This window comes from Microvirga sesbaniae (genome assembly GCF_025460805.1).
GTDB classification, from domain to species: Bacteria; Pseudomonadota; Alphaproteobacteria; order Rhizobiales; family Beijerinckiaceae; genus Microvirga; species Microvirga sesbaniae.
Genome location: NZ_JAMXFJ010000003.1, coordinates 369,206 through 384,914, shown reverse-complemented (window position 1 = coordinate 384,914; position 15,709 = coordinate 369,206). Strand labels below are relative to the sequence as shown.

The window sequence follows — 15,709 nt, the reverse complement described above, 5'->3', positions numbered from 1 at the left end:
GAGGAGAGGTCCGCGACCGTCCGGTCCGGAACGGACGTGTTCTCAGAACGTCATGGCGGCCGCATTGATGATCCCGGCTGCGAGGGAAGCGGCGCCGAGGAACAGGGCGGCGGCCATCTCGCCGCCCGCGATGCGCTGCGAGAGGTTCGGCATCACGATGCGGACGAGCCAGTATGCGATGATCTGCACCGCGAGGGCGACGAGGCCCCAGACGAGGCAGTCGATGATCGTCTGGGCGTGCACGATGGCGCTCGCGAGCGGAAGAGCGAAGCCGACGAGGCTGAAGCCGAGGGCCGTGGCGGCCGAGATCACGTTCTCGCGGATGAGCGCGAATTCGTTGTGCATGGTCGCCAGCGTGTAGATCGCGAGATACAGGCCGACCAGGGCGACCGCGAGGACGAAGAAGATCAGGAAGTCGGGCAGGCCCGCCAGAGATGTAGCCACGGTCAATCCCCCATACGATTCATTATTTCAATCCGTACAGGGGCTATGGTTAAGATTACGTTGGCTCGAATGCGATCGCGACCCCGAAGGCGGTGCTGGCCGGCACGATGAGCCTGCTGCCAATATGCTGGTAGGGGATGTCGGCGGAGTCGAGCCAGGTCGCCTGCCGACGGATGTCCTCGACGCGCACGGCGAAGGCCACGAAGGACGGCTGGTCGAGTTCCGCCTCAACCGAGCCATAGATCTCGGCCGCGTCGTCCGGCGTCATCACGTCGACCCGATCCTCGCCGAGGGAAAACGACAGGTCGTCGCCGTCGGGGCTCGCGGGCTGAACCCCCGTGAAGGCCGTCAGGAAGCCACGGTGGCGCTCCGGATCCGGAGCCGCCAGGGTCACGGAGGCGATCCGGGAGGCCTTGTTGTCGTGGCGCTGGAACTCCGGATTCCAGAAGTTTTCCGGGTAATGCTGCTGGCAGACGAAGAAACCGGCCTTGGACGCTCCGTCGGCCGCCGCAAAGGCGAGGGTGAACGCGACCTTCGTCTCGCTGCCGTCGGGACGCCGTCCACTGCGCTCGAAATGGAACGGCTCGAACGATCCGATGCCGCTCCGGTCGAACAGGGCAGCGTCCGCCGTCGCGTCCCGGCTGTCGAGGACAAGCATCGCAAGACCCTCGCGGTCCCTGAGATAGTCCTGGACGAAGGCCCCGAAGCTGAAGGCGCTCGCCCGATGAGGCGCGATGGCGGCCCCCTCGCCGATCGTGATCAGCTCGATGAAGGAATTCGACAGCTGGACGATGCGGTTCTCGGTGCCCCAGGGGTGCCGGTTGCGGGCGCCGACCTGAAAGCCGAGACGGTGATAGAAGCTCCCGGCCTGGTCGAGATCGCGGACGGCGATGACGAGATGGTCGATCCGGCGTGACATTGGGCACTTTCCTGTAACGAGAGCATACCTAGAGCATCGGACGTGAAAAGTAGATCCGGTTTTCGCTGGCGCGGCCCGCTGGGTCCGTTCTGACCGATGCTCTCATTCAAGAAGAAAGCATCGGATGGATCCCAAAAGTGCAAGTCCACTTTTCACGTCCGATGCTTAGCGCGGCCCGCTGGGTCCGCAGGATGCGCTCGTGCGGCGGGCCCGGTTTGGCGAAGGCCGCGCGGAAGTTCGCCCCCGGGGATGCTGCGTCAAAGGCATATCGTCCCCGTCATGGCCGTGCCTGTCCCGGCCATCCCGATCGGAAGAGCGTTGTGCCCGACGGATCGGGATCACCGGCACAAGGCCGGTGATCACGTGGAGAGGGTGGAGTTCGGCCCGAGGGTCAGGCGGCGGCGGCCCTTAGACCAGGCGGCTCTGCTCCACGGCCGCATGGATGAAGCTCTTGAAGAGCGGATGCGGCTCGAACGGACGCGATTTCAGCTCGGGATGGTACTGGACGCCGATGAACCAGGGATGGTCCTCGTACTCCACGATCTCGGGCAGCACGCCGTCCGGCGAGACCCCGGAGAACCGCAGACCCTTGCCCTCAAGCCGGTCGCGGTAGGTCATGTTGACCTCGTAGCGGTGCCGATGACGCTCGGAAATCTCGGTGCCGCCATAGATCTCCGCCACCTTGCTGCCGGGCTTGAGCGAAGCCTGATAGGCCCCGAGGCGCATGGTGCCGCCGAGATCGCCGCCGGTCGCACGCTTCTCGAGCTCGTTGCCGCGCAGCCACTCGGTCATGAGGCCGACGACCGGTTCGGCGGTCGGGCCGAACTCCGTCGAGCTGGCATCCTGGATGCCGGCGAGCGAGCGCGCCGCCTCGATCACCGCCATCTGCATGCCGAAGCAGATGCCGAAATACGGCACCTTGCGCTCGCGGGCGAAGCGCGCCGCCCGGATCTTTCCCTCGGCGCCGCGCTGGCCGAAGCCCCCGGGAACCATGATGCCGTGGATGCCCTCGAGGAATGGGGCCGGATCCTCGTGCTCGAAGATCTCGCTCTCGATCCATTCCAGGTTCACCTTCACCTGGTTGGCGATGCCGCCGTGGTGAAGGGCCTCGATCAGCGACTTATAGGCGTCCTTGAGGCCGGTATACTTGCCCACCACGGCGATCGTCACCTCGCCTTCCGGGTTGTGGACGCGCCCGGAGATGGTGGTCCACCGGGACAGGTCGGGCACCTTCGCGCTGTCGAGCCCGAAGGCGGCCAGGACCTCGCTGTCGAGTCCCGCCTCGTGATAGGCGAGCGGGACGTCGTAGATCGAGCGGGCGTCGCGCGCCTCGATCACGGCGGTCTCGCGCACGTTGCAGAACAGGGCGAGCTTGCGGCGCTCGTCCTTGGGGATCTCGCGGTCGGTACGGCAGAGCAGGATGTCCGGCTGGATGCCGATGGAGCGCAGTTCCGCGACCGAGTGCTGGGTCGGCTTCGTCTTCAGCTCGCCCGCCGACGGGATGAACGGAAGCAGGGTCAGGTGGACGTAGATCGCCTGACCCCGGTCGAGGTCGTTGCCGAGCTGGCGGATGGCCTCGAAGAACGGCAACCCCTCGATATCGCCGACGGTGCCGCCGATCTCCACGAGAACGAAATCGAAGCCCTCGTTGCCCGTGAGCACGAAGTCCTTGATGGCGTTGGTCACGTGAGGAATCACCTGGATGGTGGCGCCGAGATAGTCGCCGCGCCGCTCCTTGGTGATGATGTCGAGATAGATGCGCCCGGTGGTGATGTTGTCGGCCTTGGTGGCCGGAACGCCGGTGAAGCGCTCGTAATGCCCGAGATCCAGATCGGTCTCAGCGCCGTCATCGGTCACGAAGACCTCGCCGTGCTGATAGGGACTCATCGTCCCCGGATCGACGTTGAGATATGGGTCGAGCTTGCGAAGCCGAACCTTGTAGCCGCGTGCTTGGAGAAGCGCTCCCAGAGCCGCCGAAGCCAGACCCTTGCCGAGCGAAGACACCACGCCGCCGGTGATGAATACGTACCGCGTCATGGACCCCTATCCATAAACATCGGGCGCCGATTCGCAATCGCGAACCCGGCCACCCGAAACCCATCCACAAAAAGAGAGGGCCGGAAGGTCCGGCCCTGGTTCGCTTACTGCTGAGGCGCTGTCGGCGCTGGCGAGGCGGGGGCCGGAGCCGCCGGCTGATCGCCCTGGAGCCGCTGAAGCTGCTCGAGCACGTTGCCGCCCTGCGGCGCGGCCGGAGCCTGCGGGCCCGGAGCCGGAGCCGCCGGCGCGGCGCCATCGAGAATCGACCGCGGGGCACGGGTCGTGGTCGCCATGACGGTGAGCGCGATGCTCGTCACGAAGAACAGGCCGGCCAGGATCGCCGTCGCACGGGTCAGGGCGTTGGCCTGGCCGCGCCCGGTCATGAAGCCGGAAACGCCGCCTCCCCCGCCGCCGAGACCCATGCCGCCGCCCTCGGAGCGCTGCAGGAGAACCACGCCGATCAGGGCGAGCACGATGATCAGGTGGACAATGATGAGAACTGTTTGCATCGTTTTCAAAAACCTCAAGCGGCTGCGCACAGGGCGGCAGCCGCTCGCAATCCGTTCGTTGCGGCGGCCTGTAGCATAGGTGGGCGCAGGATCAAAGACCCGCAAGCCGCCTTTTCGCCGTTACCCGAGATAGGCGCCGGCGATCGCGAGGAAATCGGCCGCGACGAGGCTCGCCCCGCCCACGAGGGCACCGTCGACGTTGTCCACGGCCATCAGCTCGGCGGCGTTCGAAGGCTTCACGGAGCCTCCGTAGAGGATGCGGACCCTCGGCGCCTCCGCCTTGCCCACGAGGCGGCGCAGTTCGTCCCTGACGAGGGCATGCACCTCCGCCACGTCGGCGACGGTCGGCGTCAGGCCGGTGCCGATGGCCCAGACCGGCTCGTAGGCGACCACGAGGTTGTGGCTGTTCGAATCGACCGGGATCGAGCCGCGCAGCTGCTTGCGGACGACCGCCAGGGTCTTGCCCGCTTCACGCTCCTCGCGGGTCTCCCCGACGCACACGATGGCCGTCAGGCCGGCGCGATAGGCCGCCACGGCCTTGGCGCAGACATCGACATCCTTCTCCCTGTGGTACTGACGGCGCTCGGAATGGCCGACGATCACGTAGGTCGCCCCGGCGTCGGCCAGCATCTCGGCCGACAGATCGCCCGTGAAGGCGCCCGATTCCTTGGCATGGCAGTCCTGGCCGCCGATGGCCACCCGGGACCCGACGGCGTGATGGGCGAAAACGCCCACCAGGGTGGCGGGCGGACAGACGGCGAGCTCGACCTTGGCCTTGAGGCCCGGGGTATAGCCCGCATGGATCTCCTCCAGGACCCTCGTCGAGGACCTCAACCCGTTCATCTTCCAGTTTCCCGCCACCAGCGGGCGCGGCCTATCGACGCTCATGTGAGGCACTCCTGTCACGCTTGATGATCCGGCAGTAGCAGAGGCTGGAGCCTTCTTTCAACCAGACTTGCCCTTTTCGTAGAGCCCCTGATCGTTTATCGGCAGGATTAACGAGTTTTTGGAAAACGGGTTCACGATGCTTCGGAACATGCGCAAGGCTGGGCAGACGGTGGTCGGCAAAGCGATCGCCACCATCTTCTTCTGTGCCCTCATCGTCAGCTTCGCCATCTGGGGCATCGGCGATATCTTCCGCGTCACTCCGGCTTCCGCGGTGGCCGAAGTCGGCAGCACGACCATCACGGTCGACCAGGTCCGCACCGCCTACACCAACGAGCTCCAGCGCCTCGGGCGCCAGTTCCGCACGGTGATCAGCCCCGAGCAGGCGCGGGCCTTCGGCCTCGATCAGCAGGTGGTGTCCAACCTCGTCACGGAAGCGGTCATGGCCGAACAGGCCAAGCAGATGGGCCTCTCCGTGTCGGATCAGCTCGTCGCCGCCTCGATCGTGAACAACCCGGCCTTCAAGGGTGCCGACGGCCAGTTCAACCGCGCGCAGTTCGACCAGGCTCTCCGCAATGCGGGTCTCTCCGAGGCCGGCTTCGTTCACGACCAGCGTTCCGCCATGGCCCGCCTCCATCTGGCCGAGGCCATCGCGGGCGACATCAACGTCCCGATCGCGGCTCGGGAAGCCCTGCACCGCTACGCCAGCGAGCGGCGCGCCGCCTCCTACCTGCTGCTGACCCCGGCCATGGCGGGCGACATTCCGGCGCCGTCGGCCGAGCAGCTCCAGAGCTTCTTCAACGAGCGCCGGAGCACCTTCCGGGCTCCCGAATACCGGGCCGTCTCGGTGATGGCTCTCGACGCGGCGGCGCTCGCCAAGCCGGATGCGGTGTCCGAGGCCGATGCGCGCCAGGCCTACGACCAGCGCAAGGCGTCCTACGGCACTCCGGAGCGCCGCACCATCCAGCAGATCACCTTTCCGTCCCAGGCCGACGCCGAGGCGGCGGCCGCGAAGATCAAGGACGGGACGGCCTTCGAGGCGGTCGCCACCGAGCGCAATGTGTCCCCGCAGGATCTGGAGCTCGGCACCTTCACCAGGGCCGAGATGCTCGATCAGGCCGTCGCGGACGCGGCTTTCGCGCTTGACCAGGGCGGCGTCAGCGCCCCGATCACCGGCCGCTTCGGACCGGTGCTCGTGCGCGTCACCCAGATCCAGCCCGAGTCGGTCCGTCCCTTCGAGGAGGTCGCGGCCGAGATCCGGCAGGAGCTCGCCCAGGAGCGTGCGAAGGGTCAGATCGAGCGGATCCACGATGAGATCGAGGATCTGCGCGCCGGCGCCAAGCCTCTGGCGGACGTCGCGAAGGAAAAGGGGCTGATTCTGATCCAGGTGCCGGCGGTCGAGGCCGGCGGCCTCGACAAGGCCGGAAACCCGGTGAACCTGCCCGAGAAGGATGCGGTCGTGAAAGCGGCATTCGCCTCGGACATCGGGGTCGACAACGAACCCCTGCGCACGGCCACGGGCTATGTCTGGTACGACGTGACCGGGATCGAGGCCTCCCGGGAGAAGACCCTCGACGAAGTCCGCGATCAGGTCGCCGCCCAATGGCGCGAGGATCAGGTGGCGCAGCGCCTGTCCGAGAAGGCGAACGAACTGACCGGCCGCCTGGAGAAGGGCGAGGCCCTCGAAGCCGTGGCCCAGTCGGTCGGGGCGTCGGTCCTGAATGGGACGGACCTCGCCCGCAATGCCGCCAAGGGCGATCTCGCGGCCGAGGCGGTGAACCGCATCTTCGCCGTTCCGGTCGGCAAGGCCGGCCACGCCGCGAACGGAACCGACGCCCGCGCGGTGTTCAAGGTCACGTCCGCCACCGTGCCGCCCCTGGTCACCACGACCCAGGCCGCGCAGAACGCCGAAAACCAGCTCCGGACCGGCTTCGGTGACGACCTGCTCAGCCAGTACATCGCCCAGGTCCGCCAGGATCTCGGAGTCAAGATCAATCAGCAGGCGCTGCGTCGCGCCACGGGCGGCGAATCCTAGACCGATGACGACCACACCCGATTTCGACACCTTCGCGGCGGCCTACGAGGCCGGCGAAGCCGGCGTCCTGCGCACGACCCTCGTGGGCGACCTGCTGACCCCTGTCGCGGCCTTCCTGAAGCTGCGGCACGACCGGAAGGGCTCGGCGTTCCTGCTCGAATCGGTGGAAGGCGGAGCGACCCGCGGCCGCTTCTCCATGATCGGGCTCGATCCCGATCTGGTCTGGCGGTGCCAGGGCGGCGTGGCGTCGATCGACCGGGAGGCTCTCGGCCGCATGCAGGAATTCACCCCGGAGGGCGCTCCTCCCCTGGAGAGCCTGAGGGCGTTGATCAAGGAAAGCGCCCTGCCCCTGTCCGACGATCTGCCGCCCATGGCGGCCGGCCTCTTCGGCTATCTGGGCTACGACATGGTGCGGCTCATGGAGCGCCTGCCCGAGCCCAACCCGGACGTGCTGGAGGTTCCCGACGCCATCCTGATCCGCCCGACCGTCATGGTCGTGTTCGACGCGGTGAAGGACGAGATCTCCCTCATCACGCCCGTGCGCCCGCGGTCCGGAACCTCCGCGAGGGCCGCCTATGAGGGCGCCCTCGCGCGCCTCGACGACGTGACACTCGCCCTAGAGCGGCCGCTTCCCATCGACGACCGCAGCGATCCGACCCGGATCCATTTCGATCCCCCGGTCTCGAACACGACGCCGCAGGAATTCCAGGCGATGGTCGCCAAGGCGAAGGAGTACATCCGGGCCGGCGACATCTTCCAGGTGGTGCTCTCGCAGCGCTTCGAGTCGGCCTTTCCCCTGCCGGCCTTCGCGCTCTACCGCTCGCTGCGGCGGGTCAATCCCGCGCCGTTCCTCTGCTACCTCGACTTCGAGGACTTCCAGATCGTCTGCTCCTCGCCGGAAATCCTGGTGCGGGTCCGAGACGGGCGGATCACGATCCGCCCCATCGCCGGAACGCGCCCGCGCGGCGCGACGGCGGCCGAGGACCGGGCGCATGCGGAAAGCCTGCTGGCCGACCCCAAGGAGCGGGCCGAGCATCTCATGCTGCTCGATCTCGGACGCAACGATGTCGGCCGCGTGGCCGAGATGGGTTCCGTCGACGTCACGGATTCGTTCTTCCTCGAGTTCTACAGCCAGGTGATGCACATCGTGTCGAACGTCGAGGGCAGGCTCGACCCCTCGTTCGATGCCCTGGATGCCCTGGTGGCGGGCTTCCCGGCCGGCACGGTCTCCGGCGCCCCGAAGGTGCGGGCCATGCAGATCATCGACGAGCTGGAAAAGGACAAGCGCGGGCCTTACGCGGGCTGCATCGGGTATTTCGGCGCCAATGGCGAGATGGACACCTGCATCGTGCTGCGCACCGCGGTCGTGAAGGACGGACGCATGGCCGTTCAGGCGGGAGCCGGGATCGTGTACGATTCCGATCCGGCCTCCGAACAGCAGGAATGCATCAACAAGTCCAAGGCGCTGTTCCGGGCCGCAGAGGAAGCCGTGCGGTTCGCCAGCCAGGCGAGGGTCGGACAATGAGCGGTGAGCCAAGGCGTCCCTTGACCGGGAGCTTCGCTTACGCGAACGTCGGCGCGCTATGACCCGCGTTCTCGTCATCGACAACTACGACAGCTTCACCTGGAACCTGGTGCATCTGCTCGGTCCCCTCGCGACCTCCGTCGACGTGGTGCGCAACGACGCCATCACGACCGACGAGGTGCTCGCCTCCCAGCCGGACGCCATCGTGCTGTCTCCCGGCCCCTGCACGCCGAACGAGGCGGGGATCTGCCTCGACCTGGTCAGGCGGGCCTCGCCCGACATCCCGACCTTCGGGGTCTGCCTCGGGCTGCAGACGATCGGCCAGGTCTTCGGCGGCACCGTCTCGCGGGCGCCCCTGCCCATGCACGGCAAGGTCTCCGACGTGGAGCACGGCGGGCAGGCCGTCTTCCGCGGCATCAACGGCCCCTTCAAGGCGACCCGCTACCATTCGCTCATCGTCGACCGCGAAACCTGCCCGGCCGACCTCCAGGTCACGGCGGAAACCTCCGACGGCCTCGTGATGGGCCTGTCGCACCGCGCCCTGCCGATCCACGGTGTGCAATTCCACCCTGAAAGCATCCTGTCGGAGCACGGCGTGACGATCATGCGCAATTTCTTCGATCTCGCGGCGGATTGGAACGCCAGATACCGGGCTGTCGGTGGTGCCGCAGCATCAGCAGGACAGTGAAAGCGATGGAATCGTTCAAATCCTATCTCGCCAAGGTCGCCACGGGCGCATCCCTGACGCGCGACGAGGCGCGGGATGCCTTCGACGACCTGCTCTCCGGCGAAGTGACGCCCGCCCAGGGCGGCGCCTTCCTGATGGCGCTGCGGGTGCGCGGCGAGGCTCTGGAGGAGATCGTCGGCGCCGTCACGGCCATGCGTGGCCGCATGCTGCGGGTCAATGCGCCTGACAAGGCCGTGGACATCGTCGGCACCGGCGGCGACCACAAGGGCAGCTACAACATCTCCACCCTCGCGTCGATCATCGTGGCGTCCTGCGGCGTTCCCGTGGCCAAGCACGGCAACCGGGCGGCCTCCTCCAAATCCGGCACGGCGGACGTCCTGGCGGCTCTCGGCCTCCGGCTCGGCCTCGATCCGGAGGGCCTGGAGCGGTGCCTCGACGAGACCAAACTCTGCTTCATGTTCGCCCAGACCCATCACGCCGCCATGCGCCACGTGGCCCCCGTGCGGGTCGAGCTCGGCACCCGGACGATCTTCAACCTGCTCGGTCCGCTCGCCAATCCTGCCGGCGTCAAGCGCCAGCTTCTCGGCGTGTTTTCGGAAGCTTGGATCGAGCCGCTCACCCAGGTTCTGAAGGAGCTCGGATCTCAGAAGGTCTGGACCGTCCACGGCTCCGACGGCCTCGACGAGATGACCACGACCGGGCCGACCTTCGTGGCGGCCCTGGAGAACGGCGCGATCCGCCGCTTCACCGTGACGCCCGAGGAGGTCGGCCTGCCGACCGTCTCGCTCGACGACCTGCGAGGCGGCGATCCGGAGCACAATGCGGCCCAGCTGCGCGCCGTCCTGGACGGCGCCCGGATCCCCTATCGGGATGTCGCCCTGTTGAACGCGGCCGCCTCGCTCGTGGTCGCGGACGAAGCCGAGAACCTGCGCGACGGGCTCGACCGGGCGTCCCGGGCTCTGGACAGCGGCGCCTCCAAGGCGACGCTCGAGCGCCTCGTCAAAGTGTCCAACAGCTGAGCGAGGGGCTTCCATGGCTGACGTTCTCAGCAAGATCGAAGCTTACAAGCGCCGGGAGATCGAAGCCGCGAAGGCTGCCGTTTCGCAAAGCGAGATGGAGCGGCGCGCCCGCTCGGCCGCGCCGGCGCGCGGATTCGCCAGGGCCATCGAGCGCCATCTCACCGAAGGGCGCCCGGCTCTCATCGCCGAGGTGAAGAAGGCAAGTCCGTCCAAAGGGCTGATCCGCGCCGACTTCGACCCGCCGAGCCTCGCACGGGCCTATGCGGAGGGCGGCGCCACCTGCCTGTCGGTCCTGACCGACGAACCGTCCTTCCAGGGCAGGCCCGAGTACCTGGCCCAGGCCCGCGACGCGTCCGGCCTGCCGGCGCTGCGCAAGGACTTCCTGTTCGAGCCCTACCAGGTCTACGAGGCCCGGGCCTGGGGAGCCGACTGCATCCTGGTGATCATGGCGAGCGTCTCCGACGGGGAGGCCCGCGCCCTGATCGACGCGGCCCATGATCTCGGCATGGACGTGCTGGTCGAGGTGCACGATCGCGCCGAACTGGAGCGCGCCCTGCCCCTCGGCACCCGGCTGATCGGCATCAACAACCGCAACCTGCGCACCTTCGAGGTGTCCCTCGGCGTCAGCGAGGAACTGGCACCCCTGATCCCGTCGGACCGCATCGTCGTCGGAGAGAGCGGGATCTTCACGCGGTCCGACATCGAGCGGCTGTCGGAGGTCCACATCCGCACGTTTCTCGTGGGTGAGAGCCTGATGCGTCAGGCCGATGTTGCGGCGGCCACCCGGAAGCTTCTGTTCGGCGAGGGCGCATGACGAAACTCACGCACCTCGATGCGACCGGTCAGGCCAGCATGGTCGACGTCTCCGACAAGGGCGTCACCAGCCGCACCGCGATCGCCGAGGGATGCGTGATCATGCAGGCGGAAACGCTCGACCTGATCCGCCACGGCGAGGCCAAGAAGGGCGACGTTCTCGGCACGGCCCGTCTCGCCGGGATCATGGCGTCCAAGCGCACTCACGAACTCATCCCGCTCTGTCATCCCCTTCTCATCTCGAAGGTGAAGGTCGACTGCACCCTCGATGACAGCCTTCCGGGCGTGAGGGTGAGCGCCGAAGTGAAGGTATCGGGCCAGACGGGCGTCGAGATGGAGGCCCTGACCGCCGTCTCCGTCGCCTGCCTGACGATCTACGACATGGTGAAGGCCGTCGACAAGGCGATGCGGATCGAGCACGTGCGCCTGCGCCGCAAGAGCGGCGGCCGCTCGGGGGATTTCGAGGCGCCATGAACCTGATTTCGGTCGAGGATGCTCTGTCCCGCGTTCTGGCAAGTGTCGAAAGACCGGTCGAGACCGAGCATGTGCCCCTGGCCGCCTGCGCGGGCCGGACCCTCGCCCAAGATGTGAGCGCGCTTCGGGACCAGCCCCCCTTCCCGGCCTCCGCGATGGACGGCTATGCGGTGCGAAGCGCCGATTGTGCGACCGTTCCGAAGACCCTGCGGGTGATTGGGGCGAGCGCGGCCGGAAACCGATTCTCCGGGGCTGTCGGCGCCGGCGACGCCGTTCGGATCTTCACCGGGGCTCCTGTTCCTGCCGGCGCCGATGCGGTGGTCCTGCAGGAGGACGCGGAGAGATCGGGCGATCAGGTGACCGTCAAGGAGGCGACCCGCCCGGGTCGTCATATCCGGGCCGCCGGCCTCGATTTCCGGGCCGGCGATGTGCTCCTGCAGGCCGGATTGCGCCTGGATTCCCGCCATGTCGCTCTCGCGGCCGCCATGGGCCACGGGGAACTCGGCGTGCACCGCAGGCCGCGAGTCGCCATTCTCGCGACCGGCGACGAGCTGGTGCGGGCGGGCGAGCCTGTCGGTCCCGACCAGATCACCGCCTCGAGCCTGCCGGCCACGATCCTCATGGCGGAGAGGGCCGGCGCGGAAGCGATCGATCTCGGCATCGCCCGCGACACCCTCGAGTCGCTCGACGAGCGGATCCGGACGGCCAGGGACGCCGGAGCCGACATCCTCGTGACGCTCGGCGGCGCATCCGTGGGCGAGCACGACCTGGTGCAGGAGGCCTTGAGCCGCCACGGCATGGACCTCGGCTTCTGGCGCGTGGCGCTGCGGCCGGGAAAGCCCCTGATGCACGGGCGCCTCGGACGAACCCTGCTCCTGGGCCTGCCGGGCAATCCGGTCTCCTCTCTGGTCTGCGCCGTGCTCTTCCTGATTCCGGCCATCCGTGCGCTCCTTGGCGACCAGAAAGCGGCCGACGACCCGACGGAGGATGCCGTACTGGGCGCCGATCTTCCGGCCAATCGCGAGCGTCAGGACTACATGCGCGCCTCGCTCTCGTTCCAGGACGTTCCCGTGAGCCTGACCAAGGGGCCCGAGCGCCTGATGCTGCCGGTCGCGACCCCGCATCTGCTCCAGGATTCGTCGATGCTGAGCATCCTCGAGCGCTCGGACGCGCTCCTGGTCCGCCCGCCTCACGCCCCCGCGGCTGCGGCCGGAGAGGCCTGCCGGATCATCAGGCTCGAGCGCTTCTGCTGACCTGTTGATCAATTCTGGAATACCCAGGCTTGCGGAACACAGCGGGAACAGCTACCTTGTTCCCGATTTGTTTCAGAATCGCCCCGCTGAGGGGCAGTAAGGGCCAGCCATGCTGACGCGTAAACAGCACGAATTGCTCCGCTTCATTCATGAGCGGCTGCGTGAGACCGGCGTGCCGCCGTCCTTCGACGAGATGAAGGATGCGCTCGATCTCAAGTCCAAGTCCGGCATTCATCGCCTGATCACGGCGCTCGAGGAGCGCGGCTTCATCCGCCGCCTGCCGAACCGCGCCCGGGCCCTTGAGGTGATCCGGTTGCCGGAGAGCACGAGCGGCGCGGGGAGCCAGCGCCGGTTCACCCCGAGCGTGGTCGAGGGGGGCCTCGCCGGTAAGACCAAGGCCGCGCCACAGCCGGCGCCCGATCCGCGCGATCGGGAAGCGACGATCCCGGTCATGGGCCGGATCGCCGCCGGTGTGCCGATCTCGGCCATCCAGACCCGCAGCCACTCCATCACCCTGTCGGGCGATTTCCTGGCCCAGGGCGATCACTTCGCTCTGGAAGTTCGGGGCGACTCGATGGTGGAGGCCGGCATTCTCGACGGCGATCTCGTGGTGATCCGCCGGCAGGACACGGCCAATACGGGCGACATCATCGTGGCCCTGATCGACGACGAGGAGGCGACTTTGAAGCGCTTCCGCCGTCGGGGATCCTCCATCGCCCTCGAGGCCGCGAACCAGGCCTATGAAACCCGCGTGCTCGGCCCCGATCGGGTCAAGATTCAGGGCAAGCTCGTCAGTCTGGTTCGCCGGTACTGACGCCTTCTTCGGGAAGATCCTGCTCGGGGATCGGTTGCGCTCGGCGCGGCCCTTCCCGAGCGGGCGACAGCTCCGGCCGATGCGCCGCCTCCGACCATGGCCGGATCTGGCTTCCTGTCCGGACAGAGCGCACCTCGACGGCCTCGGGTGTGAAGCGGATCGTCGTCGCTCCGCTTTCCTTCAACGCCCCACCGTCCCAGACGAAGCCGGCCTTGCAGCCCGGCGGCGCCTGGAGCCGTGAGACCACCACCGCGGCGCGGCGGCAATCCTCTTCGAAGGCAGAGAACTCCTGGACGAATGCGATCCAGCGTCCGCCGGCAGCCGCCACCACGCAGCCGGCCCTGTCGCATCTGGCGTCCCGTCTGAGGCTCGCATCGTCAACGCTCCTCGCATCCCCGTCGGCACGCAACCATTGCTCGGCGATGAAGCGAGACGGGCGCCCGACGAGCGTCAGCCGACTGTCCCGGCCGCGGATGGCCGCCCCTGCTCCGTCCCGGTCGATGAAGACGTCGTAGCGGTACGGAACAGCCGCGCAGGCGAGCCCCACCCCGGCGGGTACGACCGCCAGCCAGCGCAGGGAGGACGCGGGCAGCGCCAGCAGGATCAGCCCGACGCTCAGGAGGACGAGAGAGGCGCTGCCCAGGGCCGGAACGACCAGAGTCGACCCGCCGAAGCCGCCGACCCAGGTCGACACATCGAGCACCTGCGAGACCGCGGCTCCCATGAGTTGCCAGATCGGCCGGTCGAGGCCGAAAGGATAGGCCAGGACGCCAAGCACGGCACACGGCATCGCGACAAGGGAGACGAGCGGAAGGGCCAGCGCGTTGCCCACGAGACCGTAGGGGTTCAGGCTCTGGAAATGATAGGCTGCGAACGGCGCGGTCGCGACGCTGGCCACCAGGGTCGTCGTGACAAGTCCGAACGCCGGCCGCGCTGCCCTGGACGCGACGCGCGCGACAAGACCGGAGGACCCTCCGTCGGGAACCCTCCGATGCATGAGAGGCACGAGGGCCATCATGGCGGCAACCGCGCTGAACGACATCTGGAAGCTCGGGCCGAGGAGCGCCTCCGGCTCCCGCGCGAGCACCACGAGGGCGGAGATCGACAGGTTGCGGATGCTCAAGGCGGGACGGTCCGCCATAACCGCCCCGAACATCACGAGAGTCATGATGAGCGAGCGCTCCGTGGCGACATCCGAGCCCGAGAAGATGCAGTAGATCGTGGCCCCGACCATCGCGGCCACGGCGGCGATCTTCTTGACCGGCCACGACAGAGCAAGACCCGGCGCAAGGGCCAGGAGGGCCCGCACCAGCCAGAAGAAGGTGCCTGCGGCCAGGACCATGTGGAGGCCCGAGATCGACACGATGTGATAGATGCCGGCGCCGCGCAGGACCGCGTTCGTCTGCTCCGGGATGAGGCCGCGCTTGCCCGTCACCAGCGCGGCACCGACGCCTCCGGCCGCTCCCCCGATGGAGGTGGCGATGCGCTCGGTCAGGGCATTGCGGGCTGCGTCGACGGACGCGGCCAGCCACAGAGCCCAAGTCGGAGCCGAACTCGCGCCGGGCGGCGACGCGGTCGGGCGGATCTGACCGACCATCGACCCCACCGCGCCGATCCCCTTGAAATAGGCGTCCCGGGCGAAGTCGTAGCCCCCGGGCCATGCGGGCTGCGACGGCGGCAACAGCCGCGCCGTGCCGGTCATCAGCTGCCCGGGCGAAAGTTCGATCCCGCGGCGCACGGAGACCCGAATGCGCTCGGGCCGCTCCGCATCCGGGACATTCCTCATCTCGACCACATGCAGCAGCAGCCGCTTGCCCTCCGGCCGCTCCTCGATGGACTCGATGAAGCCTGTGACCGGCGTAACGACGATGCGGGAGAGCGCCGGGGCGGCCACGGACCGCATGCGGATGGCCCCGGCCGAAAAGCCCGCGAAGAGCGCGGCGATCGCGATCAGGGCGATGGAGACCGCCTGAACCCGTCGAAGAGCGACTGCGGCAGCGGCACAGGATGCGGCTGCGCCGAACGGCGCCCAAAGGGCCGGCTGGCCATCGGCCTGGAAGAAAAGGACGATGCCGATGCCGAAAAAGACCGGTATCCAAGGAAAGAGCCGGCGCTGGTCCATCTCGTGAGCGATGCTCCGGGAGAGCCAGCCACGACCGTCGAGACGACGCCATTCGACCGGGTAAGCCCAGGGCCGAGGCAGCACCACGGCCCGCGCGCCGTGGCGCGGGATCCGATAGGGCTTCTCTCGGTTGTCTTCCATCGTGGCTTCGGCTTAACGCGGGTCAGGTTGC

Annotated in this window: 14 protein-coding genes; 8 read left to right on the top strand and 6 right to left on the bottom strand. The window is 67.9% G+C overall.

Annotated features, from left to right (window positions below):
* Positions 1-42: 42 nt before the first annotated feature.
* From OCW50_RS07065 to tpiA, 5 genes are all read right to left on the bottom strand, one after another.
* Positions 43-444: a DUF350 domain-containing protein gene (locus OCW50_RS07065; RefSeq protein ID WP_262268951.1), complete on the bottom strand. Its 402-nt coding sequence runs from the start codon at positions 442-444 to the stop codon at positions 43-45.
* 55 nt (positions 445-499) lie between these two features.
* A complete protein-coding gene (locus tag OCW50_RS07060) occupies positions 500-1,363 on the bottom strand; it encodes a VOC family protein (RefSeq protein WP_262268950.1) in 864 nt (287 codons plus the stop codon).
* 408 nt (positions 1,364-1,771) lie between these two features.
* Entirely contained in the window at positions 1,772-3,400 is a 1,629-nt protein-coding gene (gene pyrG, locus OCW50_RS07055) for a CTP synthase (RefSeq protein WP_262296930.1), read from the bottom strand.
* A gap of 104 nt (positions 3,401-3,504) precedes the next feature.
* Positions 3,505-3,909 (bottom strand): preprotein translocase subunit SecG, encoded by a 405-nt coding sequence (gene secG / locus OCW50_RS07050; protein ID WP_262268948.1) that lies wholly within the window; start codon positions 3,907-3,909, stop codon positions 3,505-3,507.
* 120 nt (positions 3,910-4,029) lie between these two features.
* On the bottom strand, positions 4,030-4,797 hold the full coding sequence (gene tpiA, locus OCW50_RS07045; protein WP_262296929.1) for a triose-phosphate isomerase: 768 nt from the start codon (positions 4,795-4,797) through the stop codon (positions 4,030-4,032).
* A 136-nt stretch (positions 4,798-4,933) separates the two neighbouring features.
* On the opposite strand from tpiA, the gene OCW50_RS07040 reads away from it, so the two are divergent.
* From OCW50_RS07040 to lexA, 8 genes are all read left to right on the top strand, one after another.
* Positions 4,934-6,829 carry a peptidylprolyl isomerase gene (locus tag OCW50_RS07040; protein WP_262296928.1) on the top strand — a complete coding sequence of 632 codons (1,896 nt, stop codon included), beginning with the start codon at positions 4,934-4,936 and terminating at the stop codon, positions 6,827-6,829.
* 4 nt (positions 6,830-6,833) lie between these two features.
* Positions 6,834-8,354 (top strand): anthranilate synthase component I, encoded by a 1,521-nt coding sequence (trpE, locus tag OCW50_RS07035; RefSeq protein ID WP_262296927.1) that lies wholly within the window; start codon positions 6,834-6,836, stop codon positions 8,352-8,354.
* Between the two features lie 58 nt (positions 8,355-8,412).
* Positions 8,413-9,042 (top strand): anthranilate synthase component II, encoded by a 630-nt coding sequence (locus OCW50_RS07030; protein ID WP_262296926.1) that lies wholly within the window; start codon positions 8,413-8,415, stop codon positions 9,040-9,042.
* Between the two features lie 5 nt (positions 9,043-9,047).
* Entirely contained in the window at positions 9,048-10,061 is a 1,014-nt protein-coding gene (gene trpD / locus OCW50_RS07025) for an anthranilate phosphoribosyltransferase (RefSeq protein WP_262268943.1), read from the top strand.
* A 13-nt stretch (positions 10,062-10,074) separates the two neighbouring features.
* The gene (gene trpC, locus OCW50_RS07020) at positions 10,075-10,875 is read left to right on the top strand and encodes an indole-3-glycerol phosphate synthase TrpC (RefSeq protein WP_262296925.1); all 801 of its coding nucleotides are present in this window, start codon (positions 10,075-10,077) and stop codon (positions 10,873-10,875) included.
* Entirely contained in the window at positions 10,872-11,348 is a 477-nt protein-coding gene (gene moaC, locus OCW50_RS07015) for a cyclic pyranopterin monophosphate synthase MoaC (RefSeq protein WP_262268941.1), read from the top strand. Before trpC ends, moaC begins: the two co-directional genes overlap by 4 nt.
* The gene (locus OCW50_RS07010) at positions 11,345-12,601 is read left to right on the top strand and encodes a molybdopterin molybdotransferase MoeA (protein WP_262296924.1); all 1,257 of its coding nucleotides are present in this window, start codon (positions 11,345-11,347) and stop codon (positions 12,599-12,601) included. Before moaC ends, OCW50_RS07010 begins: the two co-directional genes overlap by 4 nt.
* Positions 12,602-12,710: 109 nt before the next feature.
* Complete coding sequence (gene lexA / locus OCW50_RS07005; protein ID WP_262296923.1) at positions 12,711-13,415, top strand: transcriptional repressor LexA; 705 nt, start codon at positions 12,711-12,713, stop codon at positions 13,413-13,415.
* Here lexA and OCW50_RS07000 read toward each other — a convergent pair.
* Positions 13,393-15,678, bottom strand: coding sequence for a ComEC/Rec2 family competence protein (locus tag OCW50_RS07000; protein WP_262296922.1), 2,286 nt, complete (start codon positions 15,676-15,678; stop codon positions 13,393-13,395). The genes lexA and OCW50_RS07000 overlap by 23 nt on opposite strands.
* Positions 15,679-15,709 lie beyond the last annotated feature (31 nt).

Excerpts from the sequence above, each read along its gene's own strand:
- OCW50_RS07060 (WP_262268950.1), bottom strand. The coding sequence starts at position 1,363 with ATGTCACGCCGGATCGACCATCTCGTCATCGCCGTCCGCGATCTCGAC.
- pyrG (WP_262296930.1), bottom strand. The coding sequence starts at position 3,400 with ATGACGCGGTACGTATTCATCACCGGCGGCGTGGTGTCTTCGCTCGGC.
- secG (WP_262268948.1), bottom strand. The coding sequence starts at position 3,909 with ATGCAAACAGTTCTCATCATTGTCCACCTGATCATCGTGCTCGCCCTG.
- tpiA (WP_262296929.1), bottom strand. The coding sequence starts at position 4,797 with ATGAGCGTCGATAGGCCGCGCCCGCTGGTGGCGGGAAACTGGAAGATG.
- OCW50_RS07040 (WP_262296928.1), top strand. The coding sequence starts at position 4,934 with ATGCTTCGGAACATGCGCAAGGCTGGGCAGACGGTGGTCGGCAAAGCG.
- trpE (WP_262296927.1), top strand. The coding sequence starts at position 6,834 with ATGACGACCACACCCGATTTCGACACCTTCGCGGCGGCCTACGAGGCC.
- OCW50_RS07030 (WP_262296926.1), top strand. The coding sequence starts at position 8,413 with ATGACCCGCGTTCTCGTCATCGACAACTACGACAGCTTCACCTGGAAC.
- trpD (WP_262268943.1), top strand. The coding sequence starts at position 9,048 with ATGGAATCGTTCAAATCCTATCTCGCCAAGGTCGCCACGGGCGCATCC.
- trpC (WP_262296925.1), top strand. The coding sequence starts at position 10,075 with ATGGCTGACGTTCTCAGCAAGATCGAAGCTTACAAGCGCCGGGAGATC.
- moaC (WP_262268941.1), top strand. The coding sequence starts at position 10,872 with ATGACGAAACTCACGCACCTCGATGCGACCGGTCAGGCCAGCATGGTC.
- OCW50_RS07010 (WP_262296924.1), top strand. The coding sequence starts at position 11,345 with ATGAACCTGATTTCGGTCGAGGATGCTCTGTCCCGCGTTCTGGCAAGT.
- lexA (WP_262296923.1), top strand. The coding sequence starts at position 12,711 with ATGCTGACGCGTAAACAGCACGAATTGCTCCGCTTCATTCATGAGCGG.
- OCW50_RS07000 (WP_262296922.1), bottom strand. The coding sequence starts at position 15,678 with ATGGAAGACAACCGAGAGAAGCCCTATCGGATCCCGCGCCACGGCGCG.